Below are 15,516 nucleotides of genomic sequence, written 5' to 3'. Positions count from 1 at the left end.
GTGGAGGACAGACAATGGCAAATGTCGCAAGCGTCGACGGCGCGAAAGCCGGTCCGATGACGGGCGAGGAGAAGAAGGTCATCTTCGCCTCGTCGCTAGGCACGGTTTTCGAATGGTATGATTTCTATCTTTACGGTTCGCTCGCCACCTATATCGGCGCGACCTATTTCACCCAGTATCCGGAAGCGACACGTAACATCTTCACGCTGCTCGCCTTCGCTGCGGGTTTCCTGGTGCGTCCGTTCGGCGCATTGGTCTTCGGCCGCCTCGGCGATCTCGTCGGCCGCAAATACACCTTCCTGGTGACCATTCTCATCATGGGCTTCTCGACCTTCCTGGTCGGCATCCTGCCGGGTGCTGCCTCCATCGGTATTGCCGCTCCGATCATCCTGATCGGCCTGCGCCTGCTGCAGGGCCTGGCGCTGGGCGGCGAATATGGCGGTGCGGCCACTTACGTTGCCGAACATGCGCCGAACGGCCGCCGCGGCTATTTCACGTCCTGGATCCAGACGACGGCAACGCTCGGTCTCTTCCTGTCGCTGATCGTCATCGTCACGGTCCAGTCGATCATGGGCTCGACCGCCTTTGCCGCCTGGGGCTGGCGCATTCCGTTCCTCGTCTCGGTCGTCCTGCTCGGTATCTCCGTCTGGATCCGGTTGAAGATGAACGAGTCGCCCGCCTTCCAGCGCATGAAGGCGGAAGGCAAGGGATCGAAGGCACCGCTGACAGAAGCATTCGGCCAGTGGAAGAATGCCAAGATCGCGCTGATTGCGCTTTTCGGCGCTACCATGGGCCAGGCGGTCATCTGGTACGGCGGTCAATTCTACGCCCTGTTCTTCCTGCAGAACGTGCTGAAGGTCGATCTGCAGTCGGCCAACATCATGGTCGCGATTGCCCTCTTCCTCGCCACGCCATTCTTCGTCATCTTCGGCGGACTGTCGGACAGGATCGGCCGCAAGCCGATCATCATGGCGGGGCTGCTCATCGCAGCGGTCACCTATTTCCCGCTGTTCAAGGCGATGACTTATACGGCAAATCCAGCCCTCTATGAGGCGCAGGCGACGATCCGGGCAACGGTGACGGTGGATCCGGCGGATTGCAAATTCCAGTTCAATCCGACCGGTACCTCCAAGTTCACCAGTTCATGCGATATCGCAACGGCGTTCCTGACCAAGAACTCGGTGCCTTATGACGTGGTGCCGGGTCCGGCCGGCCAGCCGGCGACCGTGAAGGTCGGTGACGACACGATTACCGGTTACGACGCTGTCGCAGCCGGTGCCGATGCCGCCAAGACCAATGCTGCCTTCGAAAAGGGCGTCAATCTTGCCCTTCATGATGCCGGCTATCCGCTGAAGCGCGGTGTTGCCAAGGTTGCCGATGCCAAGCTCGATGCCTTCATCGCCGCCAATCCGGAACTCACCCTCAATGCCGATGCGATACGCGCGGGCCAGAAGGAAACGCTGCCGGCCGACAAACTCGTTGCCGGCAAGCTGCTGACGGCGGATGAAGCGAAAAGTGTCACCGACATGGCCGTCTACACGATCCCTGGCGGTGGTACGTTCGCGATGGTGGCTGATCCTGCTCGCGTCAACTGGATCGGCACGATCGCCGTCCTGTTCGTGCTCGTACTTTACGTGACGATGGTCTACGGCCCGATCGCGGCGCTGCTGGTCGAGCTCTTTCCGACCCGCATCCGCTATACCGGCATGTCGCTGCCCTATCATATCGGCAACGGCTGGTTCGGCGGTCTGCTGCCAGCTACGGCCTTTGCGATGAGTGCTGCCGCCGGCAACATCTATTACGGCCTCTGGTATCCGATCGTGTTCGCATCGATCACGCTGGTCATCGGCCTGCTGTTCCTGCCGGAAACCAAGAATCGGGATATTCACGCGCTGGATTAAGGCACGGCGGATATCTTGAGAACAAAGCCCGGCGCTCGAAAGGCGCCGGGTTTTTCATGCGTTATTTTTCTTACGCGTCATTTCTTATGCGTTTGGGAAGTATCGCTTGGACATCGGCCAGCCATCCGGCGCAAGTTTGAAAAGCAGGCCGTAGCGCGCACAGACGATTGCTGTCAGCAGCGAGAACCACGCGCCGAAGGCAAGGCCGGCAATGACATCACTTGGATAGTGCGCGCCGACCATGACACGCGTCATGCCGAGCCAGATGGCACCGGCGATGAAGGGCACCCGGTAACGCGGGAAGAGCAGGGCGAAGGCGGCAAAGAAGGCGCCCACCGTGGTTGAATGGCCTGACGGGAAACTTTCCAGCGCTGCATGGCCGGAGAAGGGTGTGAAGGAAAGCACCCCGAGGTCCTGGAAATGTTCGGGGCGCGCGCGGCCGATCGTGCGTTTCAGAAGGTTTGCGAGCAGGCCGGAAAAGACGACGGTCGTAAACAGGTAGGCGCCGATCCAGCTCACATAGAGTGCCTGGGCCCTTGCTTTTGCACTGTTCAAAAGCTTGTAGCCGGCTCTGCCGTGGAAAAAGAGCAGGACGCTGGTGAGGATTAGCCAGGCGGAATTGCCGAAATCGGTCAACATCTCGCCGAAGCGCTGAATGGACTCCGGCAGATGGCCGGCACCGATTGGCGCATCAAGGATCAGCATGGAAAGGATGACGGCGTTCAGCGTAATGAAAAGGCATGCGCGCCACCGCAATGGTGGCATGACGCATCTATTTCTGCGCCAGCGCCTGTCCAAGGAGACTAGAAGTTCCCGCATTCCGACTATCCGTATAACCCTTGGGTATGAGATAGGCGGTAAAAATGCACAGGATTACGACAGAGGGCGGGACTCCCGAGATAATTCTAATCAATTTTGGTAATGGTCCAATTCGTGCCCTGAAGGAGAGGATCAGGCAGAGGCGAGTGAGCGTGATAGCGATGGCAAATGCGACCCGTGCGCTGAATGCCAGACCCTACCGTGACATCATTCATAGGAGCGGGGACGCTGGCTTCAACAAAAAAGCCCTCCGCATGAGGTGCGAAGGGCCGAAAAGCGTTTCACGTGAAATATCAGGCAGAAAGGGCCTTGAACTCGTCGAGGATCGCGTCGCCCATCTCGACGGTGCCGACCTGGCGGCTGCCTGGTGCCATGATGTCGCCAGTGCGGATGCCCTTGTCGAGCACGTTGGCGATCGCCTTTTCGAGGTTGTCTGCTTCCTTGACCAGATTGAAGGAGTAGCGAAGGCACATGGCGAAGGAGGCAATCATGGCGATCGGATTGGCGATGCCCTTGCCTGCGATATCGGGTGCTGAGCCGTGAACCGGCTCATAGAGCGCCTTGCGCTTGCCGGTCTTTCCGTCAGGTGCTCCGAGCGAGGCCGACGGCAGCATGCCGAGAGAGCCGGTCAGCATGGCGGCAACGTCCGAGAGCATGTCGCCGAAGAGGTTGTCGGTGACGATGACGTCGAACTGTTTCGGCTGGCGCACGAGCTGCATGCCACCGGCATCGGCCAGCATATGCTCGAGCTGTACGTCTGAATATTTCGCCTTGTGCGTCTCGGTCACGACCTGGTTCCAGAGCACGCCAGATTTCATGACGTTGCGCTTTTCCATGGAGCAGACGCGGTTGTTGCGGGTGCGGGCCATTTCAAAGGCGACACCGGCAATGCGCTCGATCTCGTAGGTGTCGTAAACCTGCGTATCGATGCCGCGCTTCTGGCCATTGCCGAGATCGATGATTTCTTTCGGCTCGCCGAAATAAACACCGCCCGTCAGTTCGCGAATGATGAGGATGTCGAGACCCTCGACCAGTTCCGGCTTCAGCGAGGAAGCGGAGGCGAGTGCGGGATAGCAGATCGCCGGACGCAGATTGGCGAAAAGTTCCAGATCCTTGCGCAGGCGCAGTAGGCCGGCTTCCGGGCGTACTTCATAGGGAACGCTATCCCACTTCGGGCCGCCGACGGCGCCGAAGAGCACAGCGTCGGCTGCTAGCGCCTTCTTCATGTCGTCTTCGGAGATCGCTGCGCCATGCGCATCATAGGCGCAGCCGCCAACGAGGCCCTCGTCGGTGACAAAACCGGCATTCATCGCCTCATTCATGTAAGCGATGATCTTGCGGACTTCACCCATGGCTTCGGGGCCGATACCGTCACCCGGCAGCAGGAAAAGATTGCGCACTGTCATGAAACCCTCCGCGGAAAAACAAGCTGCGGCTTCTTAGACCCCGGAAATGGGCATTTCAAGCGAGAGAAGGGGTGAATCGGTACGCTTGCCTCCGCGTCATGTGATGTCTGACAAGGTTGCTCCCGTGCCTGCAAACGAGCTAGAACGACAGGCCTGCCTTTCTTTCCCTGGATATTCTCCCATGTCTTTTGCGCCCCTTCATCTCGACACTCCTCTGATCCAGACAGCACCCGATTTCAGCGCCAGCGGCAAGCCGCTTTGGTTAAAGCTCGATGCGCTACAGCCTTCAGGCAGCTTCAAGCTGCGTGGTGTCGGCCGCCTTTGCCAGCATGAGGTTCAAAACGGTGCGCGCGAGATCTTCTGCGCCTCCGGCGGCAATGCCGGCATTGCCGCAGCCTATGCCGGGCGGGCACTTGGCGTGCCTGTTACGATCGTCGTGCCTGAGACGACGGCACCTGACGTGCGTCGAACGATTGCCGCAACGGGCGCCAATGTGCTGGTTCATGGTTCTGTCTTCGATGAGGCCAATGCGCATGCGATCGAACTCGCCGAAAGCCGCAAGGCGACCTATGTGCATCCTTTCGACCATCCGCTCCTGTGGGATGGCCATGCGACGCTGATCGATGAGGTGGTGGCAAAGGGTGCCAAATTCGATTGTGTCGTTACCAGCGTCGGCGGTGGCGGTCTGCTTGCCGGCATCGTCGAGGGGCTGAAGCGGAACGGGCTTTCGGACGTGCCTGTCATTGCCGTCGAGACGGAAGGAGCTGCATCATTTCATGCAAGCCTCAAGGCCAATGAGCGTATTTCGCTGCCGGCCATTACATCGATTGCCACCTCGCTCGGCGCGCGGCAGGTGGCGCAGCATGTCTTCGATCTGCCGAAGCATCACCCGATCGAAAGTGTTCTCGTCAGCGATGCCGATGCCGTGGCCGCCTGCCTGAAATTTGCCGATGCGCAGCGCATCCTGGTCGAACCGGCCTGTGGTGCCGCACTTGCCGTTGCCGATGTGCATGCCGGTCTGCTGTCGCGCTTCGACAATCCGCTGATCGAAGTTTGCGGCGGTATCGGCGTGTCGCTTGAAAAGCTCAGCGTCTGGAGAGAAAAGTTTCTCTGAGATCCGGACAAAGAAAAAGCCGGGCGAAAGCCCGGCTCGATCTCAAAGCAATTTGGTGAGGCTCAGGCGGCCCAGGGGTGCGAAGCGGCGTTCTTCTTTTCGAACTCGTCGATCGCCTTGCCCTTTTCCATGGTCAGGCCGATATCATCGAGGCCGTTCAGCAGGCAGTGGCGCTTGAACTCGTCGAGATCGAACTTGATCGAGCCGCCGTCCGGACCGGTGATTTCGAGGTTTTCAAGGTCGACCGTCAGAATGGCGTTGGAGCCGCGCTCGGCGTCGTCCATCAGCTTGTCGAGGTCTTCGTGGCTGACCTGGATCGGCAGGATGCCGTTCTTGAAGCAGTTGTTATAGAAGATGTCGGCGAAGCTGGTGGAGATCACGCAGCGGATGCCGAAATCGAGCAGCGCCCATGGAGCGTGTTCGCGCGAGGAGCCGCAGCCGAAATTGTCACCGGCAACCAGGATCTTTGCCTCGCGGTAAGCCGGCTTGTTCAGCACGAAATCAGGGTTTTCGGAGCCGTCTTCGTTGTAGCGGGCTTCGGCGAAAAGGCCCTTGCCAAGGCCGGTGCGCTTGATGGTCTTCAGATAGTCCTTCGGAATGATCATGTCGGTGTCGATGTTGACGACCGGCAGAGGGGCTGCAACGCCCGTGAGCTTCACGAATTTATCCATGACCTATGCTCCATTTCAGCAAAACGTACTTTCTGACTTTGCATCTATTCCAGTTTCCCGCCGAAATGAAGAAGAATCTTTCGTTGATGGTGGCCACGCGGTGTTTCGCGCGGCCTGCCGATTGCGCGTGTCCCTTTACTTGGACGGTGCGTTCAGGCCCCAGAGCACGCCGAACGGATCACGAAGCTGGCCGTAACGGTCACCCCAGAACATCAGTTCGACCGGCATGACGACTTCGGCGCCGGCGGCCACTGCGCGGTTCCACCAGAAATCGATATCGTCGATCACCAGCTGGATGGCAAAACCTTCATGGCCTTTGAAGGGATGGCCGTATTCCGGATAGGCATCCGACAGCATGAGCGAGCTGCCATTAATATAGAGATGCACATGCATCGTGCGGCTGCTCTCGTCGACCGGCACGAGATAGGCTTCTTCAGCGCCGAAAGCTTTCTTGTAAAATTCCGCAGCCTTTACCGCGCCGTCGACCGTCAGATAGGGAAGCAGGCCGTTCTTGACCGGCGGCATCTTGGTCTGGTTGTTCTCCGTTGCATCCATGCTCGTCCTCCATTCGTTTTTAAAGTGCCGGCTGAATGCCTGGCTGCTTCAAGGACGTAGCATGGGAACGTGAGCCGACAATGTCGGTCAGAATTTTCAGAGAAAATGATCAGAGATCGATGATCGTGCCGCGGCCGTCGTTCCAGATGCGCATCTCGCGCTTACCATCGGCGCGGGCGCGGACGGGAGCGGGCTTCATCTTCATCGAAAGGGCGCGGCCGACCATGAGCACGGTCAGGATGCCGCCAACGGCGAGCGTGACCGAGAAGGTGAGAAGCAGCATGGCCACGAAAACGGTGGCGCCGGCAAGCATGAAGAAGATGGAGCGAATGTTCTGCATTGGTTTGAAACCTTTCTACGGAAAGGAATGTGGTCCTTCTTTTTCCTCTCTGCAAGCCAAGCGTGGCTTTTTGTTGTCTTGCCGGGCTTTGCGAAGCTTGGCACTAATGGTCCATGAGCCGAACACCACCTCTTCGTTCCCTGCGTCTGCGCCGCTCGGTGCTGAGCGTACCCGCCATCAATGCGCGTGCGCTTGAAAAGACCCATTCCCTTGATTGCGATGCGGTTATTCTCGATCTGGAGGATTCCGTCGCGCCCGAGAGGAAGGCGGAAGCGCGCGACAATCTGAAGGCCTTTTTTGCCGGGTCGCCGCTTGAGGGCAAGGAAAGGATCATCCGTATCAATTCTTTGTCATCCGGATTCGGACTGGCGGATCTGGAACTGGTCAAGGCGCTTTCGCCCGATGCCGTTCTGCTTCCAAAGGTGGATGAGCCACAGGATGTAATGGCTGTCAGCGATCTGCTTGCCGAGGCCTATGCGCCGGAGGAGTTGCGCATCTGGGCGATGATCGAGACGCCGCGTGGCGTGCTGAATGCTGCAGCGATCGCCGAATCCGGCCGCACGCCGGGCTCGCGGCTCGATTGCCTCGTGGTCGGCCTCAACGACCTGCGCAAGGAAACGGGCGTCTTGCCGCAGTCGGGGCGGACCTATCTCGTGCCCTGGCTGATGCAGGTCGTTCTGGCGGTCAAGGCCTATGGGCTCGATGCGCTTGACAGCGTCTTCAACGATTTCCGGGATGACGAAGGTTTCGATGCCGAGTGCGGGCAGGGCCGCGCCATGGGTTTTGCAGGGAAGATGCTGATCCATCCGGCGCAGATTGCAGCCGCCAACGCGCATTTCGGGCCTGACGCGGAGGAGATTGCGGAGGCGGAAGCCATCATTGCCGCTTTCGCTGATCCGGCGACCGAGGGGCTCAACGTGATCAATGCGAACGGGCGGATGATCGAGCGGCTGCATCTTGTCCAGGCCGAAGCTCTGGTCCATAAAGCGCACCTGATTTCTGCAAGAAAGCCCGCCTGATGAAACTCTACCGCTTCCTGACTGGTCCCGACGACGCTTCCTTCTGCCACAAGGTCACGACGGCACTGAACAAGGGCTGGTCTCTGTCCGGCTCGCCCAGCTATGGCTTCAATGCTGCGACCGGCCAGATGCAGTGCGGCCAGGCCGTCGTCAAGGATGTCGAGGGCAAGGATTATCACCCGGACATGAAACTGTCTGAGCAGTAAGCTTAACGTTCGGCCGCCTCTTCGGCGCTCGCCTCGATGCGCTCCATGTCATCGTCGCTGAGGCCGAAGTGGTGGCCGATCTCATGGATCAGCACATGGGTGATGATGTCACCCAGCGTTTCGTCGTTTTCGGCCCAGTAATCGAGGATCGGACGGCGATAGAGGCGGATGCGGTTCGGCATCTCGCCGGTTTCCACGGTAAAGCGCTCCGAAATGCCGCGGCCCTCGAAAAGGCCGAGCAGGTCAAAGGGCGTTTCCAGCGCCATATCTTCAAAAACTTCGTCGTCGGGGAAGTCTTCGATTTCGATGGTCAGATTGGTCGTCAGCTTGCGAAATTCGTCCGGCAGATGACTGTAGGCCTCCATTGCCAGCGACTCGAAGGTGCTGATCGCCGGCGCATGGCGGTCCCGCCAATCATCGCTCTGGTCTATGCGGGCCATAAGTATTCCTTCCTTTGCCGGCCCATATAGAACCTTTATCGCCGATTTTCGAGTGCGGAATCAAAGGCAGGAATAAATTCTTATGAAATGATTGTTGACTCTTCATTAGAGCTCTGGAATCTATAAGAACATAACAGGAACAAGACGAATGGAGAGAACGCCATGGCGCAGACCGCCCTGGCGCGCGAGCGGCTTTTTGCGCTCCGCGAAACCATTGCCCGACTGGAGGGAAAACCCGCGCCGGCGCTTGCCGCGGCGGAACGGGAAGCCCTGGCGGAAGGACGCAAGCGGCGGCAGGAGTGTATGCTGCCACACCTCCCCTTCGGGGTGGAAGCACTCGATGAAGCGCTGGAAGGCGGCCTTCAGCTCGATGCGATTACCGAATTCCGCGCGGCGAGTTCCGGTGATGCAGGGGCGGCGAGTGGACTGGCGATGGCTATTGCAGCGCGACTGCAGAAGCACGAGGAGGATACCGGCAGGTTGCTGCCGCTGCTCTGGATCGGTGATGCCGTCGGCACACTGGAGGCGGGTCGTCCCTATGCTCCGGGGCTGAAGGATTTCGGGCTGAAGCCGGAAAGGTTTTTCCATGCCGCGCCGCGCAAGCTGGAGGATGCGCTCTGGCTGGCGGAAGCGGCCATCGAAAGTGCTGCCTTCTCGGTTGTCGTCTTCGAAGTGCGCGGCAATCCCCTGCATTTCGGCCTGACCGAAAGCCGCCGGCTCAGTCTCAGGGCACGCGCCGTCCGCCGTCCGCTCTTTCTCGTCCGCCAGGCCGGGGAGGAGGAGGCGAGCAGCGCTGTCTTCCGTCTGCATGTCGAGCCGGCGCCGTCTGATCTGCGGTCGTTGCCGGATGGATCAAAATTTTCCGGCAGCATCGGCAATCCGATTTTCCGTCTCACGCTGGAGAAGAGCCGCAATCCGGCCCCGCTCTCCTTTCTTCTGGAGTGGAACCCCCATGAACGCGAATTTTTCCCCGTCGACGAGCCAAGCTTCGCTCGGCCTCCAAGCGAACAGTCAGCGCATTCTGGCGCTCAGCTTTCCGCATCTGCCAACGGACCGTATCGCCCGCAGGCGATGGGGCCTGTCCTGGCGTTCGAAAGGGCGTCCTGAAGCGGCACCCCTCGTCTGTTCCGGCAAGCTCAATAATGCCATGCGGCTGACAGCGCTGGATGAATTCGCCGAGAAGCTGGGGCTGAAGAAGGAACAGGGCGTTGCCGAAGCGCGCGCCATGTTTCCGGCGCTTGATGTCCTGGAGGAGGATCCAGCAGCCGATCGACGGTTACTGGAAGGGATCGCCGACTGGTGCGACCGCTATACGCCGATGGTGGCGCTCGACGGCAAGGACGGGCTGTTTCTCGATATTACCGGCTGCGCCCATCTCTTCGGCGGTGAGGAGGCGCTTCTCAAGGATATTCTGTCCCGGCTCTTCCATATGGGGCTCGATGTGCGGGGTGCGATCTCCTCATCGCCGGGCCTTTCCTCAGCCGTCTCCCGTTTCGGGCAGGGCGGCGTCGTGGAGGATGAAGAGATGGAGCGCATGCTGATGCCGCTGCCTGTCGCGGCCTTGCGGCTGGAGGGCCAGACCGTTGATGCCCTGAGGAAACTCGGCCTCAAATATGTCGGCGACGTCATTCATGCGCCGCGGTCGCCGCTGACCCGCCGCTTCGGGCCAACGCTGCTTCTGCGCCTTGATCAGGCGCTCGGCCGTGAGGAAGAACCGATCTCGCCCCGGCTTCCTGTCGCTAGCCTCTCATCCGAACGCCGTCTGGTCGAGCCGATCGGCACGGAAGAGCAGATCCTCGCGGTTACCGGACAGGTCGCCGTGTCGCTAAAACCGTCCCTGGAAGCGCGCGGTGCCGGCGGCCGGGTGTTCGAACTGGTGCTGTTTCGTGTCGACGGCAGGGTTTTCCGCATTTCCGTCGGTGCCTCCCGGCCGCTTCGTGAACCGAAGCTCATTGCCGGGCTGTTTTCCGAGCGGTTGCAGGTGATCTATGACGATATCGATGCCGGCTATGGTTTCGAGATCTTGCGCCTGAACGTGCTGCGGCATGACCCGTTCAACGAGGCGCAGGGCGATTTCGAGGGCGACCGGCAGGGGGAGATCTCGCTTTCGAGTTTTGTCGACCGTGTCGCGGCCCGGCTTGGTTCGGACTGCCTGCAAAGCTTCCAGCTTCGCGAGAGCCATGTGCCGGAGCGCGCCGTGATCACGGTGCCGGCAATGGAGAGCCTTCCGGCCCGGCGGAAAGCGGAACAGGGCAATGCGCTGCCTTTTCGTGAGGAGCGTCCGCTGCGGCTTTTTGCAACGCCGGAGCCAGTCGAGGTCGCATTTGCCGAAGTGCCTGATGGTGCGCCGCAGACTTTCCGTTGGCGTCGCCTGCAGCATCAGGTGGCGAGGAGCGAAGGCCCTGAACGGATTGCCATGGAATGGTGGATCGATGGCGATGATGCCGAAGCGCGAGACTATTTCCGGATCGAGGATGAGGCCGGACATCGCTTCTGGATCTATCGCCGGGGTCTCTACGGTGAGAACCCCGATCCTCGCTGGTTCATGCAGGGGGTCTTTGCATGAGGCCCGAACCCGCATTTTTCGAGATCGGTGCGAAGACGAATTTCTCGTTCCTGGAAGGTGCTTCGAAGCCTGAAGAGATGGTCGTGCAGGCCGCTTGGCTGAAGCTCGGCGGTCTCGGCATTGCGGACCGGAATTCGGTTGCCGGTGTAGTGCGGGCTCATGCGCAGGCAGAACAGCTCAGAGAGAGATACAGGAACAGGGATGCGATTTTAGCCGAGGCGAAGAAGAAGGGAAAAACGGAGATCATTCTCGACCCTGTCTGGGTTCAGCCGGGCGCCCGTCTCGTTTTTTCGGATGGAACGCCTGATATCCTTGCCTATCCGCAAAACCGGCGGGGCTGGGCAAATCTCTGCCGCCTTCTCAGCGCCGGCAATCTGAAGGACGAAGCTGTAAAGGGAACCTGCATCCTGACGGAAGCGGAGCTTATGGAATGGGGTGACGAGATGATGCTCGCCCTTATCCCCGATCGGGCCGCCGTGAATGATCCTGCCCGCCAGTCGGCACTTGAAGAGTATCTGGAACGGTTTCGCAAACGCTTCCGCAAGGCATTTTTTCTGGCGCTGTCGCCGACCTATGACGGCCGCGACCGGCAGGCTTTTGCAGCGCTTGCCATGCTTGCCGTCCGCAACCGGGTGCCGCTGATTGCGACCAATCAGCCACTCTATCATGACCCCGGGCGCCGGCCGCTTTCGGATATCGTGATCGCCATACGGGAGCATGTGGAGATATCGAAAGCCGGATTCCTTCTGGCGCCGAATGGAGAGCGGTATCTCAAGGATTCACGTGAAATATCCAGGGTCTTCCGAGATTACAGAGATGCGGTCGAGAATACGCAGCTGTTTTTCGGCAAGCTGACCTTTTCGTTGAACGAGCTGAAACACAATTATCCCCCTGAAAACGATCCAGGTGAAACGCCGCAGGAAACTCTCGAAAGGCTGACCAGAGCGGGTGCGCTAGTACGTTATCCTGGTGGCGTTCCCGAGAAAGTGGCCAAGCAGATCGATTATGAGCTGAAGCTCATCGGCGACAAGAATTACGCTTCCTATTTCTTGACGGTTCACAAGATCATTCATCACGCCCGCTATGTGCTCGAAGTTCTCTGTCAGGGGCGAGGGTCGGCGGCCAATTCAGTCATCTGCTATTGCCTGGAGATCACGGAAGTCGATCCCACAAAGACCACGCTTCTCTTCGACCGGTTCATTTCGATGGATCGGGACGAACCGCCGGATATTGACGTCGATTTCGAGCATGATCGACGGGAAGAGGTCATCCAGTCCATTTATAAAAGATATGGCCGTGAGCATGCCGGTCTGACGGCGGCTGTCACCAGCTATCGCACCCGTTCGGCCGGCCGTGAGGTCGCCAAGGCCTTCGGTCTGTCGGAGGATGTTCAATCTGCGATCAGCAGTCTCGTCTGGGGTTGGTCGGAGGATAATCTCTCCGAACGGGACGCGAAGGCGGCCGGCCTCGATATCAAAGACCCGGTGACACAGAACGTGCTCAAATATGCCTCCGAGCTTCTTGGCTTTCCCCGTCACCTTACCCAGCATGTCGGTGGTTTTGTCATTACCCGGGATCGGCTTGATGAAGTGGTGCCGATTATGAAGACGGCGATGCCGGATCGTTACATGATCGAGTGGGACAAGGATGATCTCGACAATGTCCAAATCCTCAAGGTGGATGTGCTGGCGCTCGGCATGCTGACTTGCTTACGCAGGGCCTTCACGCTGCTTGAGCTACACTACGATGTGAAAAAGACACTCGCCGACCTCGGCAATAAGGAGCACGGAGAGGAAGGCGAGCCAGTTTATAAGATGATGTGGCGTGCGGATACGCTTGGCGTTTTCCAGATCGAAAGTCGGGCACAGATGAGTATGTTGCCGCGTCTCCGCCCAAAAGAATTCTATGATCTCGTCATTGAAGTAGCGATTGTTCGTCCGGGGCCGATCCAAGGTGACATGGTTCATCCCTATCTGAAACGTCGGGAGGCAAGGGATAAGAATATCCCGATTGAATATCCGAGTCCGCAGCTAAAGGATGTTCTCAAAAGAACTCTTGGGGTTCCCTTGTTTCAAGAGCAAGCGATGCAGATCGCCATCACTGCTGCCGGATTCAAGCCAGCGGAAGCCGACCGCCTCCGACGGTCAATGGCGACCTTCAAAAGAACAGGCACAATCGATAATTTTGAAGAGCGATTTGTCGAGGGCATGGTTGAGAATGACTATCCTCGCGAATTCGCGGAGCAATGTTTCAAGCAGATCAAAGGTTTCGGCGAATACGGTTTCCCAGAAAGCCATGCAGCTTCTTTTGCACTGCTCGTCTACGCCTCTTCGTGGTTGAAGGCCTATTATCCCGACGCCTTCTGCGCTGCGATGCTGAACTCACAGCCAATGGGATTCTATGCGCCGGCGCAGCTGGTGCGGGATGCGCGCGAGCACGGGGTGGAAATCTTGTCGGCCGATATCAATCGCTCGGATTGGGAATGCACCCTTGAGGAAGCGGTTTTTGACCGAGCAAGTGTCGATTTTCGCCACGGTGAGATGCGAAATATCATTAAGACTCGCCACGCTGTGCGACTTGGCCTTCTGCAGATCAAGGGTGTTTCCATTAAAGATATGGAGCAGCTCGTCGAGAATCGTGGCGAGGGTTACCATTCTGTGCGTGATCTCTGGCTGCGCTCCGGTTTGCAGAAATCCGTTATCGAACGGCTGGCGGATGCGGATGCTTTCCAATCTCTTCAGTTATCACGACGTCAGGCGCTCTGGGCGGTGCGGGCGCTGGATGTGAAAAGCGCAACCGAGGAGCTGCCGCTCTTCGAGAAGGTCCGCCATATCGATCTTCAGCCTGAGCCGGCTGCGAAGCTGCCGGATATGCTGCCGGGAGAACAGGTCATCGAGGATTACCGTTACCTGTCGCTATCCTTGAAAGGGCACCCCGTTTCCTTCCTGCGCGAGGAGTTAGGCAAGGCAGGTGTGACGCGCAATGTCGATCTGCTTCGTGTCGCGAATGGGAGACGAGTGACGATCGCGGGGCTGGTGCTGGTGCGCCAGCAGCCGGGTTCGGCGAAAGGTGTGATCTTCATGACGTTGGAGGATGAGACCGGTGTTGCCAATGCCATCGTCTGGAAGAAGGTCTTCGAAAAATACCGCGCAGTGGTCATGGGCGCCCGGCTTGTGAAGATCTACGGCAAATTACAAAGCCAGAGCGGTGTCATCCATACCGTCGTCGAACATATCGAGGATATGACGCCGCTACTCGGTATCCTTCAGCGAGAGATAAAACGCTTTGGCGTCAGCGAGCGCTCGGACGAGGTGCTGCGCCCGACACAGGATCATCGACAGCGGAAGGCGGCGGATATTCTGGCGCGGGACAACCTGCTCAGAAAGATCGGCGAGCGAAGCCCATCAGAACAAGCGAAAGATGGTGATATCGCAGAGACTGCGAGCGTGATGCCGCGCGGGCGTAATTTTCACTGATGGGCCTTTGCAGCCAGGAAATTGATGCTTCTTAAGGACTTAAGGATGCGCTCGCTGGCGTGTGATATCCTGTCGCTGAATCGTGATCGGATGAGGGTCGCGAATTTTCTTGACAGTTCCCATCTTCTTTTGCAGAAAACACGATAGTAAGTGTCATGTTTGGAATGAAGACGTGCTCGTCTGCAGTTGCAATTACATAACCGACAAGGAAATCCGGGACGTCATCAACAATCTTCTCGATGAAGATTGTTGGCAGCTTATCGTGCCGGCGAAGGTCTATCACGCCATGGCCAAACGCGGCCGTTGCTGCGGCTGTTTCCCGAACGTTGTCGATATCATCATCCAGACAACCGAAGATTATCATGCCCGTCGCCACTCGACGGAAACGGAAATATTTGATTTCATGTCCCGCTTGAAACAATTCCACGAGGAAAACAGGAGAGCGGACATTGAAAGGCGACAAAAAAGTCATCGAGCGGCTTAACGAGGCCCTCTTTTTAGAGCTCGGTGCAGTCAACCAGTATTGGGTCCACTATCGCCTTCTTGAGGACTGGGGTTACACCAAGCTCGCCAAGAAGGAACGTGCCGAATCGATCGAGGAAATGCACCATGCCGACCGTCTGGTCGCGCGCATCATCTTCCTCGAAGGCCATCCCAATCTACAGACGCTTGCGCCGCTGCGCATCGGTCAGAACGTCAAGGAAGTTCTGGAGGCCGATCTTGCCGGCGAATATGACGCCCGCACTGCCTACAAGAAATCGCGCGATATCTGTCATGACGCCGGCGACTATGTTTCCATGAAGCTTTTCGAAGAGCTGTTGGCAGACGAGGAAGGCCATATCGACTTCCTCGAAACGCAGCTCGAACTGCTCGAGAAGATCGGCGAAGCCAAATATGGTCAGCTCAACGCAGATTCGGCCAACGAAGCCGAATAATTCGCAATCGGCAATCTTATCTCAGCCGGCCGCCTGAAAGGCGGCCGGTTTCCTTTTGGAACGCATTG

The 15,516-nt window shown here is 58.4% G+C and carries 15 protein-coding genes; 9 read left to right on the top strand and 6 right to left on the bottom strand.

What is annotated here, in order from left to right; genetic code table 11:
• Nucleotides 1-14: 14 nt before the first annotated feature.
• Complete coding sequence (locus AB8B33_RS22170; RefSeq protein WP_439016896.1) at nucleotides 15-1,901, top strand: MFS transporter; 1,887 nt, start codon at nucleotides 15-17, stop codon at nucleotides 1,899-1,901.
• An 84-nt stretch (nucleotides 1,902-1,985) separates the two neighbouring features.
• Here AB8B33_RS22170 and lpxE read toward each other — a convergent pair whose 3' ends face one another.
• Nucleotides 1,986-2,720, bottom strand: a complete 735-nt coding sequence (lpxE, locus tag AB8B33_RS22165; RefSeq protein ID WP_439016895.1) for a lipid A 1-phosphatase LpxE — start codon at nucleotides 2,718-2,720, stop codon at nucleotides 1,986-1,988.
• Nucleotides 2,721-3,013: 293 nt separating this feature from the next.
• Nucleotides 3,014-4,126: a 3-isopropylmalate dehydrogenase gene (leuB, locus tag AB8B33_RS22160; protein WP_037102127.1), complete on the bottom strand. Its 1,113-nt coding sequence runs from the start codon at nucleotides 4,124-4,126 to the stop codon at nucleotides 3,014-3,016.
• Between the two features lie 181 nt (nucleotides 4,127-4,307).
• On the opposite strand from leuB, the gene AB8B33_RS22155 reads away from it, so the two are divergent.
• Nucleotides 4,308-5,240, top strand: a complete 933-nt coding sequence (locus AB8B33_RS22155) for a pyridoxal-phosphate dependent enzyme (protein WP_113322201.1) — start codon at nucleotides 4,308-4,310, stop codon at nucleotides 5,238-5,240.
• A gap of 62 nt (nucleotides 5,241-5,302) precedes the next feature.
• On the opposite strand, the gene leuD is transcribed toward AB8B33_RS22155, so the two are convergent.
• The 3 genes from leuD to AB8B33_RS22140 all read right to left on the bottom strand — a co-directional run bounded on the left by leuD (nucleotide 5,303) and on the right by AB8B33_RS22140 (nucleotide 6,806).
• Nucleotides 5,303-5,911, bottom strand: coding sequence for a 3-isopropylmalate dehydratase small subunit (gene leuD, locus AB8B33_RS22150; RefSeq protein ID WP_113322202.1), 609 nt, complete (start codon nucleotides 5,909-5,911; stop codon nucleotides 5,303-5,305).
• 135 nt (nucleotides 5,912-6,046) lie between these two features.
• The gene (locus AB8B33_RS22145) at nucleotides 6,047-6,466 is read right to left on the bottom strand and encodes a VOC family protein (protein ID WP_439016894.1); all 420 of its coding nucleotides are present in this window, start codon (nucleotides 6,464-6,466) and stop codon (nucleotides 6,047-6,049) included.
• A 109-nt stretch (nucleotides 6,467-6,575) separates the two neighbouring features.
• Nucleotides 6,576-6,806, bottom strand: a complete 231-nt coding sequence (locus AB8B33_RS22140; RefSeq protein WP_007824784.1) for a hypothetical protein — start codon at nucleotides 6,804-6,806, stop codon at nucleotides 6,576-6,578.
• 113 nt (nucleotides 6,807-6,919) lie between these two features.
• On the opposite strand from AB8B33_RS22140, the gene AB8B33_RS22135 reads away from it, so the two are divergent.
• Nucleotides 6,920-7,825: an HpcH/HpaI aldolase/citrate lyase family protein gene (locus AB8B33_RS22135; protein ID WP_439016893.1), complete on the top strand. Its 906-nt coding sequence runs from the start codon at nucleotides 6,920-6,922 to the stop codon at nucleotides 7,823-7,825.
• On the top strand, nucleotides 7,825-8,031 hold the full coding sequence (locus tag AB8B33_RS22130; protein WP_113322205.1) for a DUF1737 domain-containing protein: 207 nt from the start codon (nucleotides 7,825-7,827) through the stop codon (nucleotides 8,029-8,031). The genes AB8B33_RS22135 and AB8B33_RS22130 overlap by 1 nt, the downstream gene beginning before the upstream one ends.
• Before the next feature lie 2 nt (nucleotides 8,032-8,033).
• Here AB8B33_RS22130 and AB8B33_RS22125 read toward each other — a convergent pair whose 3' ends face one another.
• Nucleotides 8,034-8,471 (bottom strand): metallopeptidase family protein, encoded by a 438-nt coding sequence (locus tag AB8B33_RS22125; RefSeq protein ID WP_113322206.1) that lies wholly within the window; start codon nucleotides 8,469-8,471, stop codon nucleotides 8,034-8,036.
• Between the two features lie 162 nt (nucleotides 8,472-8,633).
• Between AB8B33_RS22125 and AB8B33_RS22120 the strand changes: the two genes are divergently transcribed.
• From AB8B33_RS22120 to bfr, 5 genes are all read left to right on the top strand, one after another.
• A complete protein-coding gene (locus AB8B33_RS22120) occupies nucleotides 8,634-9,578 on the top strand; it encodes an ImuA family protein (RefSeq protein ID WP_439016892.1) in 945 nt (314 codons plus the stop codon).
• On the top strand, nucleotides 9,490-11,037 hold the full coding sequence (locus AB8B33_RS22115; protein ID WP_439017288.1) for a Y-family DNA polymerase: 1,548 nt from the start codon (nucleotides 9,490-9,492) through the stop codon (nucleotides 11,035-11,037). Before AB8B33_RS22120 ends, AB8B33_RS22115 begins: the two co-directional genes overlap by 89 nt.
• Nucleotides 11,034-14,513: an error-prone DNA polymerase gene (locus tag AB8B33_RS22110; protein WP_439016891.1), complete on the top strand. Its 3,480-nt coding sequence runs from the start codon at nucleotides 11,034-11,036 to the stop codon at nucleotides 14,511-14,513. Before AB8B33_RS22115 ends, AB8B33_RS22110 begins: the two co-directional genes overlap by 4 nt.
• Nucleotides 14,514-14,622: 109 nt before the next feature.
• Entirely contained in the window at nucleotides 14,623-14,997 is a 375-nt protein-coding gene (locus AB8B33_RS22105) for a BFD-like (2Fe-2S) protein (protein ID WP_081493316.1), read from the top strand.
• Nucleotides 14,963-15,448: a bacterioferritin gene (bfr, locus tag AB8B33_RS22100; protein WP_007824799.1), complete on the top strand. Its 486-nt coding sequence runs from the start codon at nucleotides 14,963-14,965 to the stop codon at nucleotides 15,446-15,448. The genes AB8B33_RS22105 and bfr overlap by 35 nt, the downstream gene beginning before the upstream one ends.
• The last annotated feature ends 68 nt before the right edge of the window (nucleotides 15,449-15,516 follow it).

The sequence above is a fragment of the Rhizobium sp. 768_B6_N1_8 genome, assembly GCF_051811225.1.
Taxonomy (GTDB): Bacteria; Pseudomonadota; Alphaproteobacteria; order Rhizobiales; family Rhizobiaceae; genus Rhizobium.
Note: the sequence above shows the minus strand (reverse complement) of the source record. Positions and strands in the feature narration are given on the sequence as shown.

Bases quoted from the DNA above. Each gene is read 5' to 3' on its own strand.
- AB8B33_RS22135 (WP_439016893.1), top strand. From the start codon at position 6,920: ATGAGCCGAACACCACCTCTTCGTTCCCTGCGTCTGCGCCGCTCGGTG.
- leuB (WP_037102127.1), bottom strand. From the start codon at position 4,126: ATGACAGTGCGCAATCTTTTCCTGCTGCCGGGTGACGGTATCGGCCCC.
- AB8B33_RS22140 (WP_007824784.1), bottom strand. From the start codon at position 6,806: ATGCAGAACATTCGCTCCATCTTCTTCATGCTTGCCGGCGCCACCGTT.
- AB8B33_RS22145 (WP_439016894.1), bottom strand. From the start codon at position 6,466: ATGGATGCAACGGAGAACAACCAGACCAAGATGCCGCCGGTCAAGAAC.
- leuD (WP_113322202.1), bottom strand. From the start codon at position 5,911: ATGGATAAATTCGTGAAGCTCACGGGCGTTGCAGCCCCTCTGCCGGTC.
- AB8B33_RS22170 (WP_439016896.1), top strand. From the start codon at position 15: ATGGCAAATGTCGCAAGCGTCGACGGCGCGAAAGCCGGTCCGATGACG.
- AB8B33_RS22155 (WP_113322201.1), top strand. From the start codon at position 4,308: ATGTCTTTTGCGCCCCTTCATCTCGACACTCCTCTGATCCAGACAGCA.
- AB8B33_RS22110 (WP_439016891.1), top strand. From the start codon at position 11,034: ATGAGGCCCGAACCCGCATTTTTCGAGATCGGTGCGAAGACGAATTTC.
- AB8B33_RS22120 (WP_439016892.1), top strand. From the start codon at position 8,634: ATGGCGCAGACCGCCCTGGCGCGCGAGCGGCTTTTTGCGCTCCGCGAA.
- AB8B33_RS22130 (WP_113322205.1), top strand. From the start codon at position 7,825: ATGAAACTCTACCGCTTCCTGACTGGTCCCGACGACGCTTCCTTCTGC.
- AB8B33_RS22125 (WP_113322206.1), bottom strand. From the start codon at position 8,471: ATGGCCCGCATAGACCAGAGCGATGATTGGCGGGACCGCCATGCGCCG.
- lpxE (WP_439016895.1), bottom strand. From the start codon at position 2,720: ATGCGGGAACTTCTAGTCTCCTTGGACAGGCGCTGGCGCAGAAATAGA.